Source organism: Pigmentiphaga sp., assembly GCF_033795525.1.
Lineage (GTDB): Bacteria > Pseudomonadota > Gammaproteobacteria > Burkholderiales > Burkholderiaceae_B > Pigmentiphaga.
On the sequence record NZ_JARYGM010000001.1, the window covers coordinates 100001 to 117354 of the forward strand.

A 17354-nucleotide genomic window follows, 5' to 3' on the forward strand; every position below is an offset into this window, starting at 1 on the left:
TGCTGGCCGCGCCGGAAACTCGGGGCACTATCCGGCACAGCCGACCCCGGATCCGTATCCCGAATTCACGAAATAGAAGAGGTGTCGCCATGGCACGAGTATGTCAAGTAACCGGTAAAGGTCCGATCGTGGGCAACAACGTTTCCCACGCCAACAACAAGACCAAGCGTCGCTTCCTGCCGAACCTGCAATATCGCAAGTTCTGGGTCGAAAGCGAAAACCGCTGGGTTCGCCTGCGCGTCAGCACGAGCGCCCTGCGCACCATCGACAAGAACGGCATCGAAGCCGTGCTGGCCGACATGCGCGCCCGCGGCGAAGCCGTTTAATCACCTGGACCACAGGAGCACACCATGGCCAAGGGTATCCGCGAAAAGATCAAGCTCGAGTCCACCGCCGGCACCGGGCATTTCTACACCACGACCAAGAACAAGCGCACCACCCCGGAAAAGATGCTGATCAAGAAATTCGATCCGGTCGCGCGCAAGCACGTGGACTACAAGGAAACCAAGCTGAAGTAAGCAGCAGCCCGCTTGGTAGCCATTTGACAGTCGTTTGGTAGTCATTAGGCAGTCATTTGGTAGCCGGTATCCGCCGGCACGACAAAAAACCTCGCCCAGGCGAGGTTTTTTGTCGTCCTCGCCAAGCGTGCAGAGCGAGCCGCCCCGCGCGCCTGGCGACGCGTCTCAGGCGGCGATCACCCGATTGCGCAGCCTACCTATCCCGTCGATCTCGCATTCGATCACGTCGCCCGGCTGCAGGTAGCCCGCGGCCGGGACGATACCGTTACCCCCCGACCATTTGCCGCCCAGTTCTTTGTCGGTGGACCAGGCAGTGCCGCTAGGCGTGCCGGTAATGATGACCATCCCGGGCCGCAGCGTGAGATTGATCGAAAACACGTGCACCAACTCGGCGACGCTCCAGATCATCTGGCCGGTATGGCTGTTCTGCCTCAACTCGCCATTGACCCATGAGCGGATGCCCAGGTCCTGAGGATCCGGGATGTCCTCCGTATCGGCAATAAACGGTCCGATGGGCGCGCTGGTATCGAACACCTTGCCCCGGCCCAATTCGTACCAGCTGCTGCCATCCGGCCGGAAACGCACCTGCCGGTCGCGCGCAGTTACGTCATTGACGATGGTATAGCCGAACACATGGTCCAGCGCCCGCTCACGCGGGATGTGCCGGCCCGGCTTGCCGATGACCACCGCCAGCTCGACTTCACCGTCCAGTTTACGGGTCAGTGCGGAGTCGTGGACGATGTCGTCACTCGGACCGACTACGCAGTCGGCCGTCTTGACGAAGAACTCCGGCTCCTTGCCGCTGGTATCCGAACTCGCCTTCTCGGCGTTATGGCTGAGGTAGTTGCTGCCGGCGCACAGGATGGTGGAAGGCAGCATGGGTGCGCACAGCTCCGCATCCTTAAGGGCCAGGCGCCCTATCCCCCGTGCCGCGGAAAGCGCCACCGCGCACTGGGCCAGTTCACGCGACTGCGGAGCATGGCGGATGACCTCCGTCATATTGGCGAACCAGCCTGCTTGCGGCCCCAGCTCTCCCGAGGCGTGCTCGACCGCCTGCGGGTCGACCAGTTCGCTGCCGTCCACGATGCCTACGCGAAGAACGCCATCACGGCGATAAGTTGCATACTTCATGGGACTCCCTTGCTATTCCAGTTTGCCGATACTGTTGATGACCCCGGTCTGGTGCCCTTCGTCCGTACGCCAGAACGCTTCGAATTCCGGCGCATCCTGGTACTGGACCGGCGTTCCCATGCCCGTCATGGCTTTGGCGAAGGCAGGGTCGGCCACGGCGTCCCGGACGGCGGCGCGCAAGCGTGACATCACCGGCGCCGGCACGCCGGCGGGCGCGAACAAGCCTGCCCACAGGTAGTACTCCGCGTCATACCCCAGCTCTTTCATGGTCGGCACCTCGGGCAGGCTGGGCAGGCGCTCGGCGCCTTGCACGGCCAGCGCCCGGAACTTTCCGCTCTTGATGTGACCCGAAATGTTGCCGTAGGTCTGTGTCGTGGCCTGGACGTGCCCGCCCAGCAGCGCGGTCACCTGCTCGCCACCACCCCCGTAGGGCACATGCAGCAGCTTGATGCCGGCGGCATGGGCAAAGCGCTCCATGGCGACGTGCGTGGTCCCGTACACCCCCGACGAACTGTAGCTGATCGTGCCCGGTTTGGCCTTTGCCGCCTGCACCAGCTCCTGAACCGATTTCCAGGGCGCGTCGTCGCGCACCGCCAGCACCGTCGGGTCAGCCGACATCCGGGCAATGGCCACGAACTGGGAAGTCGAGTAGGCAGGCGTCTTGCCTGTCAGTTTGTCGGCGGCGGGAATGGCCGAAATACTGGGCAGCGCCATCATCAAGGTGTAGCCGTCCGGGGCCGCCTTGGCGACGTGGGCCATGCCCACCCCGCCGCCCGCGCCCGGCCGGTTCTCGATGATGACGGACTGGCCCAGGCGCTTGGCGATCAACGGCGCCAGCGGCCGCGCGGTCGTATCGGACACCCCGCCAGGCGAAAACGGCACCACCAGCGTAATGGGGCGTGAGGGAAACTCATCGGCGGCGATGGCCGCGAGCGGGCACAACAATGCGGCGGCAAGCGCCGCGCGTCCTCGGTTCATGGTGTGTCTCCTGGCTTGGTATTGTTCTGGCGCGTGCCGCAAGCGGCCGCGCGATGGTGCACACTACCACGGACACGCCGGTTTTTGTTGCCGAACGAGGCCTCGGGCGCCGGTGATCCGGCATTTCCTGCCGCGGCCGCCGGCAAGCCTGGCCTGCCGCCCGCGGCCTACCCGGCCTGTTCAATGATCAAGCGGGCGCGCCGCACCACGGGGGCATCCACCATTTGTCCATCGAGCCTGAAAGCGCCGCGCTGGCCGGTTGACGCCTGGACCACCCGGCGCGCCCAGTCCAGTTCTTCGGCCGAGGGCTGGAAACTTTCATTGATGATGGGCACTTGCGACGGATGTACGCACAGCATCCCGCCCATGCCCGCCGCCCGCGCACGGGCCGCCTCCGCCCGCAGGCCCGCAGCGTCGTCCAGACGGGGATGGACGCCGTCGAGCGGCCCCGGCAGCCCGGCCGAGCGGGCGTGCAGCAAAAGCTGGTGACGCACGTGGTCGAGGACCGCGCGGCCCGCATCGGCCGCGGCGTCCAGCCCCAGATCAAGAGCGAAATCCAGAGTACCGAACACCAGCTGCGCGGCGCCGGGAGCCTGCGCCAGCTCCGGCAGCGCAAGCACCGCGCGGGCGCTTTCGACCAGCGGCCAGACCGGTTTGCCCGCCGTTGCCGCCAGGCGGACGATGTCCGCCGAATCCGCCTTGGGCAGCATGACGGCAGCAACGCCCGGCAAGCTCGCGCACAATGCAAGATCGTCGTTGAAGTACGGCGTGTCGACCGCGTTCACCCGCACCACTACCCGGGCCCCGACGTGGGTATCGAGAAAACCGGCCAGTGCGTGTCGCGCCGCACTCTTGGCCGAAGCCTCCACCGCATCTTCCAGGTCCGCGATGACGGCATCGGCACCGCTTCCCAGCGCCTTGGGCAGGCGCTCGGGCCGGTCCGCAGGTACGAACAGCGCGGAGCGCACGCTTTTCATGGGCCGACCGCCCGCTGCGCGCGCAAGGCCTGCACGTCATCCTCGCCATATCCGAGCTCGGCCAGGATCGCCGCCGTATGCTGGCCCAGTGCCGGGATCGCGTCCATGCGCGCCGTATAGGCATTGCTGGCACCCGGCGGCAGCAGCGCCGGCAGTGCGCCCGCCGGGCTGCCGACCTCGGTCCATCGCTGGCGCGCCGCGAGCTGGGGGTGTGCCCATACGCCGGCCATGTCGTTGACGCGTGCATTGGCGATCTGCGCCTGCTCTAGCGCGTCGATGAGCTGGTCGGTCGTCATGCGCGAGAACGCCTCTACGATGATGTCGCGCAGCGCCGCGCGATTGGCCGTGCGGCGCGAATTGGCGTCGAAACGCGGATCGGCGGCAAGCTCCGGGCGGTCCAGCACGCGCTCGCAAAACACGCGCCACTCGCGCTCGTTCTGCAGCCCCAGCATCACCGTACCGCCATCGCCCGCCGGAAAGGGCCCGTAAGGATAGATGGTGGCATGCGCCGCCCCTGAACGGCCCGGGGGCGGTGCGCCCTCGAAGGCGTAATACATCGGGTAGCCCATCCACTCCACCATGCTTTCCAGCATGGACACGTCGATGCGGCTGCCTTGGCCGGTGGTCCCGCGCAACAGCAGCGCGGCAAGGATATGGGAATAGGCGTACATACCGGCCGCGATGTCCGCCACCGACGCGCCGGCCTTGGAAGGTTCCCCGGGCGTACCCGTTACCGATAGAAAGCCCGCTTCACTCTGGATCAACAGGTCGTAGGCCTTCTTGTCCCGATAGGGCCCGCTATCGCCATATCCGGAAATGTCGCACACGATCAGGCGGGGATGCCGTTCGTGCAAGGCCTCGAAGGAAAGCCCCAGGCGCGCCGCGGCGCCGGGCGCCAGGTTTTGCACCAGCACATCGGCCTTGGGCAGGAGCCGCTCCAGCACGCCCCGCGCCGCTTCCTGCTTCAAGTCCAGGGCCAGGCTTTCCTTGGAACGGTTGGTCCAGACGAAATGGGAGGAAAGCCCTCGGACACGCTCGTCGTAGCCGCGCGCGAAATCGCCGGTTTCCGGGCGCTCGATCTTGATGACCCGGGCACCGAGATCGGCCAGCTGACGGGTGCAGAACGGGGCCGCGATCGCGTGCTCCAGGCTGAGAACGGTCACCCCGTCCAACGGACGGGGAGCGGCGGCCGAAGGAAGCTGCGCCATGTCAGAAAGAACGCGGCAGCCCCAGCAGGTGCTCGGCCACGTAGGAAAGAATCAGGTTGGTCGAGATGGGCGCCACCTGGTAGAGGCGCGTCTCGCGGAACTTGCGCTCGACATCGTACTCGCAGGCGAAACCGAAGCCGCCGTGCGTCTGCAGGCAGACGTTGGCAGCCTCCCAGGAAGCCTTGGCGGCCAGGTACTTGGCCATGTTCGCGCTGGCCCCGGCGTGCTTGCCCGCATCGTATTCGCGGCATGCCCGCCACCGCATCAGATCGGCGGCCTCGACTTCGATGTGCGCCTCGGCAATCGGGAACTGCACACCCTGGTTCTGGCCTATCGGCCGCCCGAATACTTCCCGCTCGCTCGCGTAGTGGCGGGCGCGCTCGACGAACCAGCGGCCATCGCCTATGCATTCGGCCGCGATAAGCGTGCGCTCGGCGTTGAGGCCATCGAGGATATAGCGAAAGCCCTTGCCCTCCTCGCCTATCAAGCTGTCGGCCGGCACCTCCAGATTGTCAAAAAAAAGCTCGTTGGTCTCGTGATTGACCATATTGGGAATAGGCCGCACTTCCATGCCGTGCCCGATGGCCTCGCGCAGGTCCACCAGGAAAATGGACATGCCTTCGGTCTTCTTGGCCACCTCGGCGAGCGGCGTCGTACGGGCCAGCAGGATCATCAGATCCGAATGCTGCACGCGCGAAATCCAGACTTTCTGGCCATTGATGACATAGCGGTCGCCACGGCGCACCGCGGTCGTCTTGATCCGCGTCGTGTCGGTGCCGGTAGTCGGTTCGGTCACCCCCATGGATTGCAGGCGCAATTCCCCGCTCGCCAGGCGCGGCAGGAAATATTCCTTTTGCGCCGCCGAACCGTGCCGCACGAGCGTGAACAAGTTGTACATCTGCCCGTGCACCGTGCCGGAATTGCCGCCGCAGCGGTTGACCTCCTCCAGGATGACCGAGGCCTCGGACAGGCCCAGGCCCGAGCCACCGTACTCGGTCGGGATCATCGCGCTCAGCCATCCGGCTTCGGTCAACGCCCGTACGAAGTCCTCCGGAAACCCGTGCGCCTCATCGATCTTGCGCCAGTAGGCGGAATCGTAATGGGCGCACAGTGCGCGCACGCCCTCGCGAATGTCGTCGTAGTCGTCCATGAAAGATCCGATGAAAAAATCCTGCCGTTACCGCGCCGCGAAGCGCAGCTCGCCGTGTTGTATGGCCCCATTCTCGTTCCCGGCCCAGAGCTGCGCCTGGCCGTCGCCCACTATCCTGCCCGCGGCGGCAAAGGGCGTGGGCGCTATCAGCGGCCGCACCCCGCGGTACGAAAAATGCGTCGGCCGGGCATGGGGCTGAGCACGGGTAAAAGCGCCTACCAGCAGCGTCGCAATAAGCGGTCCGTGCACCACCAGCCCGGCATAACCTTCTTCGGCCGTGGCATACGGCCAGTCGTAGTGGATGCGATGTCCGTTGAACGTCACTGCGGAATAGCGGAACAAGAGGGTAGGCATGGGCACGATGGTTTCGGCCCAGTCCGCGGGCGGGAGCTCCGCCGGGTCCGAGGCGCGAGGCGGCGCCGGTTCACGGTAGACGATATCCTGCTCTTCCCGTATGGCCAGGCGGCCGCGCTGCTCGTAGTCGTGCCGCACCGTCACGAACAGCAAGTTGCCGGTACGCCCGCTCTTTTCTTCTACCGACAGGATGGTGGAGGTCCGTGTGGCCTCCTCGCCGACGGCCAACGGATGGAGGAACTCTACGCGGCCGCCTGCCCACATGCGGTTGCGCCGCTCTGCCGGCGGCAGGAATCCCCCGCGGGCGGGATGGCCGTCCGTGCCCAGGCCCGTAGCATCCACGGGCTCCTGGAAGTACGCCCAATGCCACAGTTCCGGCAGTCCGTCGCCGGGGGCCGGCGCTGGTTGTCCCAGCGTCGCGGCAATGCGCCGGGCCAGATTGTGGCTGATCAGGTCGTGGGACGATTCTGCACGCCCTACCCAGTCCACGGGAGAAGGAGCGGTCTGCTGGTTCATGCTTGACTCCATACGGCCTGCCCAGGCCCGCAGGCCGGGGAGCAATGCGCAAGCATGCCGTGATGGCAGCCTTCTGTAAATTTTGATTTTTCTTATCCGGCCTTCGTCAAACTGAAAGGCCATGCGGTAAGGTAGCGTTTTTTGCAGCCGCGCCGCCATGCATTTCGACCTGGCCGATCTCAAGCTATTCATCCACGTTGCCGAGGCCCCGAGCCTGACCCAGGGCGCGCGACGTGCACACCTGTCGCTGGCGGCTGCCAGCACACGCATCAAGGCGCTCGAGGCGCAGCTGGAAGCGCGCCTGCTCTACCGCAACAGCCGCGGCGTGGAGTTGACCCCCGCCGGCCGGCGGCTACTGGAGCATGCCCGGCAAGTCATGCGCAAAGTAGATGCCCTCAAGAGCGACTTCACCGACGGCGGCACGGGCGCCACCGGCCACATCCGGATCTTTGCCAATACGACGGCGGTCACGGAATTCATGCCGGAAATCCTGGCCCGCTTCCTGGCCGACCGGCCCGGCGTCACGGTCGATCTGCAGGAGCGGCTGACGCGGGACATCGTGCGCGGGGTACTGGATGGCTCGACCGACCTCGGCATCACGGCGGGCCCGATCTCGGCGACGGGGCTGGAGCGGCTGCATTTCAGCACCGACCGGCTGGTGCTGGCGGTACCCGCCGGCCACCCGTTGGCTGCACGCGGCCACGTCACGCTAGACGATACGCTGCGCTATCCCCACATCAGCCTGCACGAAGGCAGCACCATGCTGGCGTTCCTGCGCGAACAGGTCGAGCATCGCGGCGGCGAACTGACGCTGCGCATCCAGGTATCGGGCTTCGAGGCGATCTGCCGGATGGTGGAGGCAGGCGTGGGCATAGGGGTGATACCGGAGTCGGCGGCGATGCGGCACAGCCGGACGATGAAGCTGGGCATCGTCGCGCTGGACGAACCGTGGGCCGTGCGGGAGCGCGATCTGCTCGTCCGCGAACTCGACGCCCTGCCCAGCTGCGCCCGCGCCCTGATCGACGCGGTGCGGGCCTATGGGCAGCACCACGGCGACACGGTCACTGCCGCCACAACCCCATCCGGTCCGCGCGCAAAGGACTAAAATCGCCGGCTGCGTCCCCGGCCGTGCCCGGGCCATTTCCACTTTCCGATAGAGACCCGGGCCTCATGGGCAAGTCCGCGCCCCTAAGCCGCACCGAGCGGATCATTGCGCTGATCGTCGCCAGCGCGTTCTTCATGGAGCAACTGGACTCCACCATCATCGCCACCGCGCTGCCGGCCATGGCGGTGTCGCTCAATGCCGACCCGGTCCGCATGAACTTCGCGATGACGGCCTATTTGCTCAGCTTGGCCGCCTTCATCCCGATCAGCGGCAAAATCGCCGACCGCTTCGGTACGCGCAACACTTTCCGCGGGGCCATCGCGCTGTTCGTCATCAGTTCGGTGCTGTGCGGCCTGGCGCAGAACCTCCCATGGCTGATCGCGGCCCGGCTGCTGCAAGGCGCGAGCGGAGCGATGATGGTGCCGGTCGGACGGCTGATCCTGCTGCGCTCGGTCGAGAAATCCCAACTGGTCACAGCCATGTCGTGGGTCCTGTTCCCAGCCATGGTCGGCCCCGCCGTAGGGCCGCTGATCGGCGGTTTCATCACCACCTACCTGTCGTGGCACTGGGTGTTCTTCATCAACGTCCCCATCGGCCTGGCCGGCATGCTCCTGGCCACCCGCCATATTCCCGACATACGTTCCCATGCGGCGTCCGCCCCGTTCGACTACGCGGGCTTCGTTCTCTCGGCCACCTGCCTCGCCTGCATCGTGGTCGGCCTGGAAGGACTGGGGCATGGCGGCGTCTCTGCCACCTCGCTGTCGTTGCTGGCCGCGGCCGCCGCTTGCGCGTTGGCCTACCGCTATCATGCCCGCCGCCATCAGCATCCGGTCCTGGACTTCAGCCTGATGCGCATTCCCAGCTTCGGCATCGGCATGCGGGGAGGCTTCCTCTACCGCGCGGCCTATGGATCCTTCCCGTTCCTGATGCCGCTGATGCTGCAACTGGGCTTTGGCCTGTCGGCCGCGGAAAGCGGCGCCATTACCTTTGCCGGCGCCGTCGGCGGCCTGGTCATGAAGGCGATCTCGATACGCTTTCTACGTGCTTTCGGCTACCGCAACGTCATGATCTGGAATGGATTGTTGTCGGTAGGCTTTCTGGCCTTGTGCGGCGCCTTCCGTCCTGAGTGGCCACTCTACGCCATCTACCTGATGTTGCTGCTGGGCGGCCTGTCGCGCTCGCTGCAGTTCAACGTCTACGGCACCATCGTGTATGCCGACATCCCGCCGCCGCGCATGAGCGCCGCCACCAGTCTGGCCACCATCAACCAGCAATTGACCGCCGCCCTGGGCATCGGCCTCGCGGCCCTTGTGCTGGACACCTCGCGCTACGCGCTCGGCCACACGGATGTCACCTTGACCGATTTCAGCGTCGCCTTCGCCATGATGGCGTCGCTCGGCGCGCTGGCAGCCTTGTACGCCCGCCGGCTGCCGCTGGACGCCGGCAGCGAACTGAGCGGAAAGAAATAGTCCGGTGCTGAAACCGACCACGGCCCGCCGACGAAAAAGCGGGCGGCACCTGGGCCGCCCGCGATGGCTCTCCGGTATCGCCGGTCGCAGCGGTCAGGTTGCGTAGCTGCGCAGCCGCGCAGAGAATTCCTCGAGGCGATCGATGCCGCTTTGCTGGGCCCGGTTGCACCAATCCTGCAGGTCACGCAGCAATTGCTCGCTGGACGCGCTGGAGCGGTCCCAGATGGCGGCAAGCTCACGCCGCATCTCAACCAGGACCGCCAACGAACGATGCTGTGCCAGCACGGTGTCCAGTTCGGAGCGATGCGACGGCGGCAGGGATTCGTCATCGGCCCGATGCAGCAGGGCACGGGCACGCCGCAGCAGCCTCTGGCGCTGGGATTCCTTGGCGGCGTTGAGCCGGACGATCTCGTCCCGGCATGCATGCTTGAGCAAGTCCGCGTAGCGGGCCATGATCTCGTAGCGATGCGTGATCACGGCCTGGAGCGTCTCGAGGTCGACCACCGGCTTGCCATGGGCCAGCCTGACGCGCGGTGCCACCTTCTTGACCTTGGCCAGCCGCAGCAACTCCAGGGCGCGGATATAGCCCCAGCCGATGTCGAACTCGTACCACTTGGAAGAAAAGCGCGCCGACGAAGCGTAGGCATGGTGATTGTTGTGCAGTTCCTCGCCGCCGATCACGATGCCCCATGGGAAGACGTTACGGCTGGCATCGGGACTGGCGTAATTGCGATAGCCCCAGAAATGGCCGATGCCATTGACGACCCCGGCCGCCCAGAAGGGAATCCAGATCATCTGCACCGCCCAGACCGTCAGGCCGATCGCACCGAACAGGGCGATATCGATGAGCATCATCAGTCCGACGCCTTGCCAGCCGAATCGGGAATAGACGTTGCGCTCGACCCAGTCGTTGGGCGTGCCGTGGCCGAACTTGTCCAGCGTTTCCTGCTTTTTGGCTTCGTCGCGGTACAGTTCGGCGCCTTGGAAGAACACCTTGCCGATGCCATAGACCATGGGGGAATGGGGATCGCCCTCGCGTTCGCAACGGGCGTGGTGCTTCCGGTGAATCGCGACCCATTCCTTGGTCACCATGCCGGTGGTCAGCCACAGCCAGAACCGGAAGAAGTGGGCAATGGCCGGGTGCAGGTCGAGCCCGCGGTGGGCTTGGCTGCGGTGCAGATATATCGTGACGGCCAGGATAGTGATATGGGTTGCTATCAGGGTAAAGGCCACGATCTGCCACCACGAGGCATCCAGCAGACCGTTGGACAAGAAATCAAGCAAAAAATCCATGACACCTCACAGGCTTGCCGGCACGCCGGCTACGAGGCACGCGCGCCCCGGGAAAAACAGAAAAAGGCATCGGCGTCGAGCCGACATAACCCTTGGAGACGTATCGCCCTCGGAGGTTCCTGGAAGCAGGTTCCGATCCCGGGCGACGAAATGGCCGGAATACCGGCCATCGACCGAGACGATAACGCGAATTTCGGGGCGAGACGACGCTTTTTCAATGGAGGGAAAACCCTAGGACACCTAGGGTTATCGCCCACCGTCCCCGGGTTCGTTCTGGTCCAGCCCCGACAGCGGAGCCATCGGGCCGGGCGGCGCGGCGACATCCTCGTCCTCTCCCTCCGCTGCCAGCTCGGCGGCGTCGGGTTCCTGCAACTCGACCGCGGCGGCCGCTGCCTCATCGGCCACCGGACCGAGGCGGCGCTGGAAAACCGCCGCGAAAAAGCCGTCGGTCGCGTGCAGGTCGGGCCGCAACTTCAGATAAGGCCCCGGCAGCTCGAGCGCCCCGGCGCGCTCGGCCAGGATGTCAGGCGCGGAAAGAAGCTCGAAGTCCGGGTGGGCGGCCAGAAAAGCCTCGACCTGGCTTTCGTTTTCCACCCGCAGGATGCTGCAGGTGGCATATACCAGCCTGCCGCCCGGCGCCACGCAGCGCGCGGCAGCCGCCAGGATGCTGCGCTGCAGGGCGCACAGGTCGGAAACGCTCTCCGGACTCTGGCGCCATTTGAGATCGGGATTGCGCCGCAAGGTCCCCGTGCCGCTACAAGGGGCGTCCACCAGCACCCGGTGCGCCTTGCGCGCAAGGCGCTTGACCCGGGCATCGTTCTCATTGGCGATGACTACCGGCACGACGTTGGATAGTCCGCTGCGCGCCAGGCGCGGCTTGAAGCGCGCCAGCCGGGCATGGGAGACGTCGAACGCATACAGGCGCCCGGTCGAGCGCATCAGCGCACCCAGCAGCAGCGTCTTGCCGCCGGCGCCGGCGCAGAAATCGATCACCATTTCTCCCCGGCGGGGAGCCACGAGCAAAGCCAACAGCTGGCTCCCCTCGTCCTGCACTTCGATGCTGCCATCTTCGAAGCGCGCCCAGCGCGTCAGCGCCGGCCGCCCTTGCAGCCGGATGCCGAAGGGCGAATACGGTGTGGGTTCCGCCATGGATGAGGCAACGCCGGCCCGCAATTCGGCCAGGATGGCCTCGCGCTCGGCCTTCAGGGGATTGATGCGGATATCGAGCGGGGCGGCCTGGTTCAGTCCCGCCAGCAGGCTGTCGCTATCCGGCTCGATGGCCAGGGCCTCGGACAGCCAATCGGGCACGCTGAGACGGATCTCGCGCGGCAGCGAACCGGGAGCGATGGCCGACACCCGCCGGAGCCAATCGGCTTCGTCGGCCTCCAATGCCGGCAACACGGCGGCCTCGCCCTGCGTAGCGGCCAAGCCGAGAATGGCCAGACGGCGGGTAGCGGCGCCCCGCCCGCCCTCGGCGACGTGCCTGTACCGACGCAAATGGCGCAGTACATCGTAGACCGCCTCGGCCACCGCTGCGCGATCGCGCCCGCCGAGTTTGGGATGACTCTTGAACCAGCGCGACAAGACCTGATCGGCCGGCCCTGACCATTGCAGGATATCGCCCAGCGCCGCGCGCACCTGCTCGATGCGTCCGACGGCGGGATGGGCCGGGGGGCGAGCCGGGCCGCCGGGACGACGGCCAGCCGCCTGGCCGGGACGCGATGGCGCGGGACCGGAGCGTCGGAACGTCATGCCTGGACTCCTTGGGGACATGTAACGGGCATCGCCGCTCCAGCCAGCCCGAAGACCCGCTCAGCGACGCCGCTGACCATCACCCGGCCGCGCTCCAGGCTCACCCTGCCCTGGGCCAGCCACGCGGCGACGGCCGGATAGACCACATGTTCGATAGCCAGCACGCGTTCGGCCAGGCTGTCTTCGGTATCGCCGTCCCGCACGGGCACGGCGCCCTGCGCGATGACGGGTCCGTGATCCAGCACCGGCGTGACGAAATGAACGGTGCAGCCATGAACCTGCACGCCGGCGTCGAGCGCCTGCCTATGCGTGCGAAGGCCCGGAAACAGCGGCAGCAGCGACGGATGGATGTTCACCAGCCTTCCCATGTAGCGCCGCACGAAATCGTCGGTAAGAATGCGCATGAAACCCGCCAGCAGCACGTAGTCGGGCGAGAATGCGTCGATCTCGCTCGCCAGCGCGGCATCGAATGCGGTACGGTCGGCGTAGTCCCGATGGGACACCACCCGTGTCGGGATGCCCTGGGCGGCGGCCCATTCCAGCCCGGAAGCCTGTTCGCGATTGGCGATCACTGCCACCACTTCCGCCGGCCAGCCCTGGTCGCGGCATGCCTGCGCAATGGATTGCATGTTGCTGCCGCGGCCGGAAATCAGGATCACGAACCGGCACCGGCGGGCCGAAGAAAAAGGAGATGCTTGCACCGGCGGATTGTATCACCGGGCCGGGCGCAGGCCGCCCAGGCCGTACCGCCGGAGCTTGACGTCCGTACGGCCTGCCGCGTCCCGCGGCAGGCCGCTCTTTCCTGGAGCCGGCTCAGGCCTTCAGGACCTCCTTGACCCGCTCGGCCGTCATGGGATAGCGCCGCAGCCGGCGCCCGGTGGCGTTCGCAAAGGCGTTCGCGACCGCTGCCGGGATGGCCACGTGAGTCGGCTCCCCGGCACCGCCGGCCGGCTTGTCGGGCCGGTTGACGAGCACCACGTCTATCTTCTGCGGCGCATCCTTGATGTCCAGGATCGGGTAGGTCGCCCAATCGACGCTGGTCACGCCGTTCTTGTCGAACTGGACTTCTTCGAACAGGACCCGGCTGATACCCATCACCACGCTGCCCTCGATCACGTTGTGCAGCGTCTTCGGATTGATGACGAGGCCGCAGTCGTGGGCGACGGTGACGTGCTTGACCCAGATGCGCCCGGACTGCGGATCGACCTCGACGTCGGCGATGACCGCGACGTGGCTGTCATAGCCGGAATAGAGGCTGATCCCCCGCCCTGCCAGCTTGCCGTCCTGGCGCGAGGGCTGGGGCGCCTGCCCCGGCGTCCAGCCCGCCTGCTTGGCGGCCGCCTTCAGCACATCGATTTCGCGCGGGTCCTCGAGATGGGCCAGGCGGAATTGCAGCGGGTCCTGGCCGGCCGCGAGCGCCAGCTCGTCGATGAAGGACTCGTTGGCGAAGCGCGTCTGCAGTTCCTGCGGCGCACGCATATGCGCGCTGCGCAGCGGCGATGCCTTTTCGATGAAGGGGGCGATCGTTTCCCAATAGGCGACGGTATTGGGGAACCGATAGGACTCGTCGGGCGTGTCGAAATTATGGGCGTCCCACTTCTTGTGCCCCAGCTGCATGCCTACCAGCGTCTGCTCGGGCGTATCGGGCAGGAACTTGACGTCCCACCCCGAGAATCCCTTGGCGCGGAAGAAGTACGCCGACACTTTGTTGTCCGCATCGAGCCCTGCCTTGAGCGTGAGCACCGAGGCAGGAGCCTTGGGATCCCAGGCGATGCCTTCGTCGCGCATCCATTGCACTCGCACCGGCTTGCCTATCTCTTTCGAGATCACCGCGGCTTCGAAGGCCGCTTCGTCGGCGTCGCTGCGTCCGTAGGAACCGGCACCGTGGCGCCAGATGACCCGTACCTTGTCGGCGGGGTAACCGAGCAACAGCGCGATACCGTCGCGCACGAAGTGCGGCTTCTGGCTGTCGACATAGATGACCGCCGAGTCCTCGCGCACGTCGGCCACGCCTATCGACGGCGCCATCCGTGCGTGCGACTGGAAGGGCGTCTCGTATTCGGCCTCGACCACGCGTGCCGAGGCGGCCAGCGCGGCCAGCGTGGGTTTCGGGTCGTAGGCCTTCTTGCCGCGGGTGGCGTTGCCGCCGTTGGACGCGACGGCGGGCGCCTGCCGGATATGGGCGTGGAGCCCATCGTTGCCGGTGAGGGCCTGGGGCGGGGTCGACCATTCGACCTTGAGCGCCTGCGCGGCCTTGATCGCGTGCCATTCCTGCGGAGCCACGACGGCAAGGAAGTCCTTCTTCCATACGACGCGGGCACCGGGGATGGACTTGATGGAGCTTTCGTCGACGCGGACCGGTACCGCACCCGCCACGGCGGGCCGCACCGTGCGTGCATGCACCATGCCGGGCAGCCTGACGTTGGTCAGGTAGCCCGAGGTATCGACGATCTTCCCGTGCATGTCCTTGCGGGCGACGGGCTGGCCGACCACGCGATAGCCGGCGACCGGTTTAGGCGCCTCGCTGCCCTTGACCCGCATGCCGTTGCCCTGCTGCTTGTTCCACTCGAGCTTGCCGGGCACGTTCTTGTCGAAGATGTGCTCGATGCGGATGCCTTGCGACGGGTTGTTCGCGACCATCACGATCCCGTCGTGGAACAGCACGTCGGCAGGGGCAACGCCCAGGCGTCGGGCGCCTTCGGCGATCAGCGCGCCGCGGGCCTCGGCGGCGGCGTTGCGCAGCGCCTGCGCGCCCCAGCGAATACTGGACGACGCGCTGGCGCCGCCCTGGTTGGGCGTGAGCAGCGTGTCGCCCATCACGACCTGGACGCGCTCGGCCGGCAGGTTGAGTTCTTCGGCGACGATCTGGGCGATGGCGGTGTCGAGCCCCAGCCCGACGTCCATCTTGCCGAAGAAGGCCAGCACCTGGCCGTCGGGTTGGATCTGGAGCCAGGTCGAAAGCGCCTCGGGCGGGGGGCTGGCATATGCGGCGGAGCTGTCGGCGGCCTGTGCAAGACCGGCGATGCCGCCCGTGCCGGTCGCCGCCGCGACCGAGCCCGAGACCTTGAGGAATTCGCGGCGTGTGAGGGCGGTCATGCTGCGTCTCCCGTCCCGGCCGCAGCAGCGGCGGCCATGGCTTCGGCGGCCCGGCGGCCGGCACGCAGGAAAGCCATGTGCGTGCCGCAGCGGCACTTCAGGCCCGACAAGGCTTCGCGCAGTTCTTCCTCGCTCATCTTCGGATTCTTCTCGAGCGCGGCCGCCATGGTCATGATCCACGCATTGGCGCAGTAGCCGCACTGTGCTGCCTCCTCATCGATGAAGGCCTGCTGGACGGGATGAAGCCTGCCCTCGGCACCGAGACCGTCGAGCGTGATGGTCTTGCCGCCTTGCAGCGCCGAGGCAGGATACACACAGGAGCGGATCGCTTCGCCGTTGTGGATCACCGTACAGCTGCCGCACTGGGCCAGGCCGCAACCGAACTTGGGTCCGTTCAGCCCCAGATCGTTGCGCAGCACATAAAGCGCCGGCGTATCGGGATCGGCCTGCACCGTTCGCGGCTTGCCGTTGACGTTGAGTCGGTACGTGGACAATGTTGTCTCCTCAGATGAGAAATTCGCGAAGCAGGTCGATGCCGGTCTGGCCGAGGCGGGAGAGCCCGTCGAGGTGCGCCTCGACGAGCTACGGGTCCAGCCGCAACCATAGACGTCGGGCCTGGCGAAAGTCAATTGCTGCAAGCCGCGCGGCCTGGGCGTTTCCGACACAAGCATAGCCAGGCGTGAACGCCTTCGGGTCCCGTAGGCCTATAATCTGGACTGGCACGCGCCCCTGGCGACGCGTGCCGTTCTTCGTTGCATCAGGTTTACCCCGGCTTGAATACGTCCCCCTCCTCCGCTTCGCCGTCCGCCCCGCGCATCTTCCGCGGCCTGCCGCCGCCCGAGCTGCGCCGCCCGTGCGCCCTGGCGATCGGCAACTTCGACGGCGTCCACCGGGGCCACCAGGCCATCCTCGCCCGGGTACGGCAAGTGGCCGAGGAACGCGGCCTGGTGCCGACGGTCATGACCTTCGAACCCCATCCGCGCGAATTCTTCGCCGAACTGCACAAGCGCCCCGAGCTGGCACCCACCCGCATCGCCGGGCTGCGCGACCAGCTCTGCGCCCTCGCCCGCTGCGGAATGCAGCACGTGGTAGTGGAACGTTTCAACGAGCGCATGGCGGCGATGCCGGCCCAGGAGTTCATCGACCGCCTGCTGCTGGAAGGCCTGCAGGTACGCTGGCTGCTGGTCGGCGACGACTTCCGCTTCGGCGCCCACCGCACCGGCGACATCGCCCTGTTGCGCGTCAACGCCGCGCGCCACGGCTTCGACGTCGAATCCATGGGATCGGTCACCCACCAGGGCCAGCGCATTTCGAGTTCTGCCATCCGCACCGCCCTCGCGGTCGGCGACCTGGACCGCGCCGCCGAACTCCTGGGCCATCCCTATAGCGTCAGCGGGCATGTCATCCATGGCCAGAAACTGGGCCGCACCCTGGGATTCCCCACGCTGAACCTGCGCGTGTCGCGCCGCTGCCCAGCCCTGTCGGGCATCTTCGTCGTGCAGGTGCACGGCCTGGCGGCAAGACCGCTGCCCGCGGTCGCCAGCTTGGGCGTGCGCCCCACCGTGGACGACAGCGGCCGCGTGCTGCTGGAAGTCCACGTCTTCGATTTCAGCGGCGAGGCTTACGGTAAACTGGTACAGGTGGAGTTCCTGAAAAAACTGCGCGACGAAGAAAAATTCGTCGATCTGCCGACCCTAAAGGCGGCGATCGAGGACGACGCGCGCCAGGCACGCAATTATTTTTGCCCCCCTACGCGCTGACGCGCGCCCCCCCCAGGGGGCGGCGCTGGCGGGCCGGCAAAGCCGGA

16 protein-coding genes are annotated in these 17354 nt (G+C 66.5%); 5 read left to right on the forward strand and 11 right to left on the reverse strand.

Features of this window, described 5'->3' with window-relative positions; all coding sequences use genetic code 11:
* The first annotated feature begins 89 nt into the window (after positions 1 to 89).
* Entirely contained in the window at positions 90 to 326 is a 237-nt protein-coding gene (gene rpmB / locus QHC78_RS00525; RefSeq protein ID WP_319741914.1) for a 50S ribosomal protein L28, read from the forward strand.
* 24 nt (positions 327 to 350) lie between these two features.
* The gene (rpmG, locus tag QHC78_RS00530) at positions 351 to 518 is read left to right on the forward strand and encodes a 50S ribosomal protein L33 (RefSeq protein ID WP_132581660.1); all 168 of its coding nucleotides are present in this window, start codon (positions 351 to 353) and stop codon (positions 516 to 518) included.
* 165 nt (positions 519 to 683) lie between these two features.
* Here rpmG and QHC78_RS00535 read toward each other — a convergent pair whose 3' ends face one another.
* The 6 genes from QHC78_RS00535 to QHC78_RS00560 all read right to left on the reverse strand — a co-directional run bounded on the left by QHC78_RS00535 (position 684) and on the right by QHC78_RS00560 (position 6832).
* Positions 684 to 1649: a fumarylacetoacetate hydrolase family protein gene (locus QHC78_RS00535; protein ID WP_319741915.1), complete on the reverse strand. Its 966-nt coding sequence runs from the start codon at positions 1647 to 1649 to the stop codon at positions 684 to 686.
* 12 nt (positions 1650 to 1661) lie between these two features.
* Positions 1662 to 2627 (reverse strand): tripartite tricarboxylate transporter substrate binding protein, encoded by a 966-nt coding sequence (locus QHC78_RS00540; RefSeq protein WP_319741916.1) that lies wholly within the window; start codon positions 2625 to 2627, stop codon positions 1662 to 1664.
* A 167-nt stretch (positions 2628 to 2794) separates the two neighbouring features.
* On the reverse strand, positions 2795 to 3604 hold the full coding sequence (locus tag QHC78_RS00545; RefSeq protein ID WP_319741917.1) for an HpcH/HpaI aldolase/citrate lyase family protein: 810 nt from the start codon (positions 3602 to 3604) through the stop codon (positions 2795 to 2797).
* On the reverse strand, positions 3601 to 4812 hold the full coding sequence (locus QHC78_RS00550) for a CaiB/BaiF CoA transferase family protein (RefSeq protein ID WP_319741918.1): 1212 nt from the start codon (positions 4810 to 4812) through the stop codon (positions 3601 to 3603). The genes QHC78_RS00545 and QHC78_RS00550 overlap by 4 nt, the downstream gene beginning before the upstream one ends.
* A 1-nt stretch (position 4813) precedes the next feature.
* A complete protein-coding gene (locus QHC78_RS00555; RefSeq protein ID WP_319741919.1) occupies positions 4814 to 5962 on the reverse strand; it encodes an acyl-CoA dehydrogenase family protein in 1149 nt (382 codons plus the stop codon).
* Positions 5963 to 5989: 27 nt separating this feature from the next.
* The gene (locus QHC78_RS00560; protein ID WP_319741921.1) at positions 5990 to 6832 is read right to left on the reverse strand and encodes an HTD2 family dehydratase; all 843 of its coding nucleotides are present in this window, start codon (positions 6830 to 6832) and stop codon (positions 5990 to 5992) included.
* 157 nt (positions 6833 to 6989) lie between these two features.
* Here QHC78_RS00560 and QHC78_RS00565 point away from each other — a divergent pair, with 157 nt between their 5' ends.
* Entirely contained in the window at positions 6990 to 7937 is a 948-nt protein-coding gene (locus QHC78_RS00565) for a LysR family transcriptional regulator (RefSeq protein ID WP_319741922.1), read from the forward strand.
* A 65-nt stretch (positions 7938 to 8002) separates the two neighbouring features.
* Positions 8003 to 9406, forward strand: coding sequence for a DHA2 family efflux MFS transporter permease subunit (locus QHC78_RS00570; protein ID WP_319741923.1), 1404 nt, complete (start codon positions 8003 to 8005; stop codon positions 9404 to 9406).
* A 93-nt stretch (positions 9407 to 9499) separates the two neighbouring features.
* On the opposite strand, the gene QHC78_RS00575 is transcribed toward QHC78_RS00570, so the two are convergent.
* The 5 genes from QHC78_RS00575 to QHC78_RS00595 form a co-directional block, all read right to left on the reverse strand.
* Entirely contained in the window at positions 9500 to 10699 is a 1200-nt protein-coding gene (locus tag QHC78_RS00575; RefSeq protein WP_319741924.1) for a DesA family fatty acid desaturase, read from the reverse strand.
* A 246-nt stretch (positions 10700 to 10945) separates the two neighbouring features.
* Positions 10946 to 12451, reverse strand: a complete 1506-nt coding sequence (locus QHC78_RS00580) for an RsmB/NOP family class I SAM-dependent RNA methyltransferase (RefSeq protein ID WP_319741925.1) — start codon at positions 12449 to 12451, stop codon at positions 10946 to 10948.
* Positions 12448 to 13110: a phosphoribosylglycinamide formyltransferase gene (purN, locus tag QHC78_RS00585; RefSeq protein ID WP_319741926.1), complete on the reverse strand. Its 663-nt coding sequence runs from the start codon at positions 13108 to 13110 to the stop codon at positions 12448 to 12450. The genes QHC78_RS00580 and purN overlap by 4 nt, the downstream gene beginning before the upstream one ends.
* Positions 13111 to 13264: 154 nt before the next feature.
* Positions 13265 to 15547 carry a molybdopterin cofactor-binding domain-containing protein gene (locus QHC78_RS00590; protein ID WP_319741927.1) on the reverse strand — a complete coding sequence of 761 codons (2283 nt, stop codon included), beginning with the start codon at positions 15545 to 15547 and terminating at the stop codon, positions 13265 to 13267.
* Positions 15544 to 16041 (reverse strand): (2Fe-2S)-binding protein, encoded by a 498-nt coding sequence (locus QHC78_RS00595; protein WP_319741928.1) that lies wholly within the window; start codon positions 16039 to 16041, stop codon positions 15544 to 15546. Before QHC78_RS00595 ends, QHC78_RS00590 begins: the two co-directional genes overlap by 4 nt.
* 279 nt (positions 16042 to 16320) lie before the next feature.
* Between QHC78_RS00595 and QHC78_RS00600 the strand changes: the two genes are divergently transcribed.
* Positions 16321 to 17307 carry a bifunctional riboflavin kinase/FAD synthetase gene (locus QHC78_RS00600; RefSeq protein ID WP_319741929.1) on the forward strand — a complete coding sequence of 329 codons (987 nt, stop codon included), beginning with the start codon at positions 16321 to 16323 and terminating at the stop codon, positions 17305 to 17307.
* The last annotated feature ends 47 nt before the right edge of the window (positions 17308 to 17354 follow it).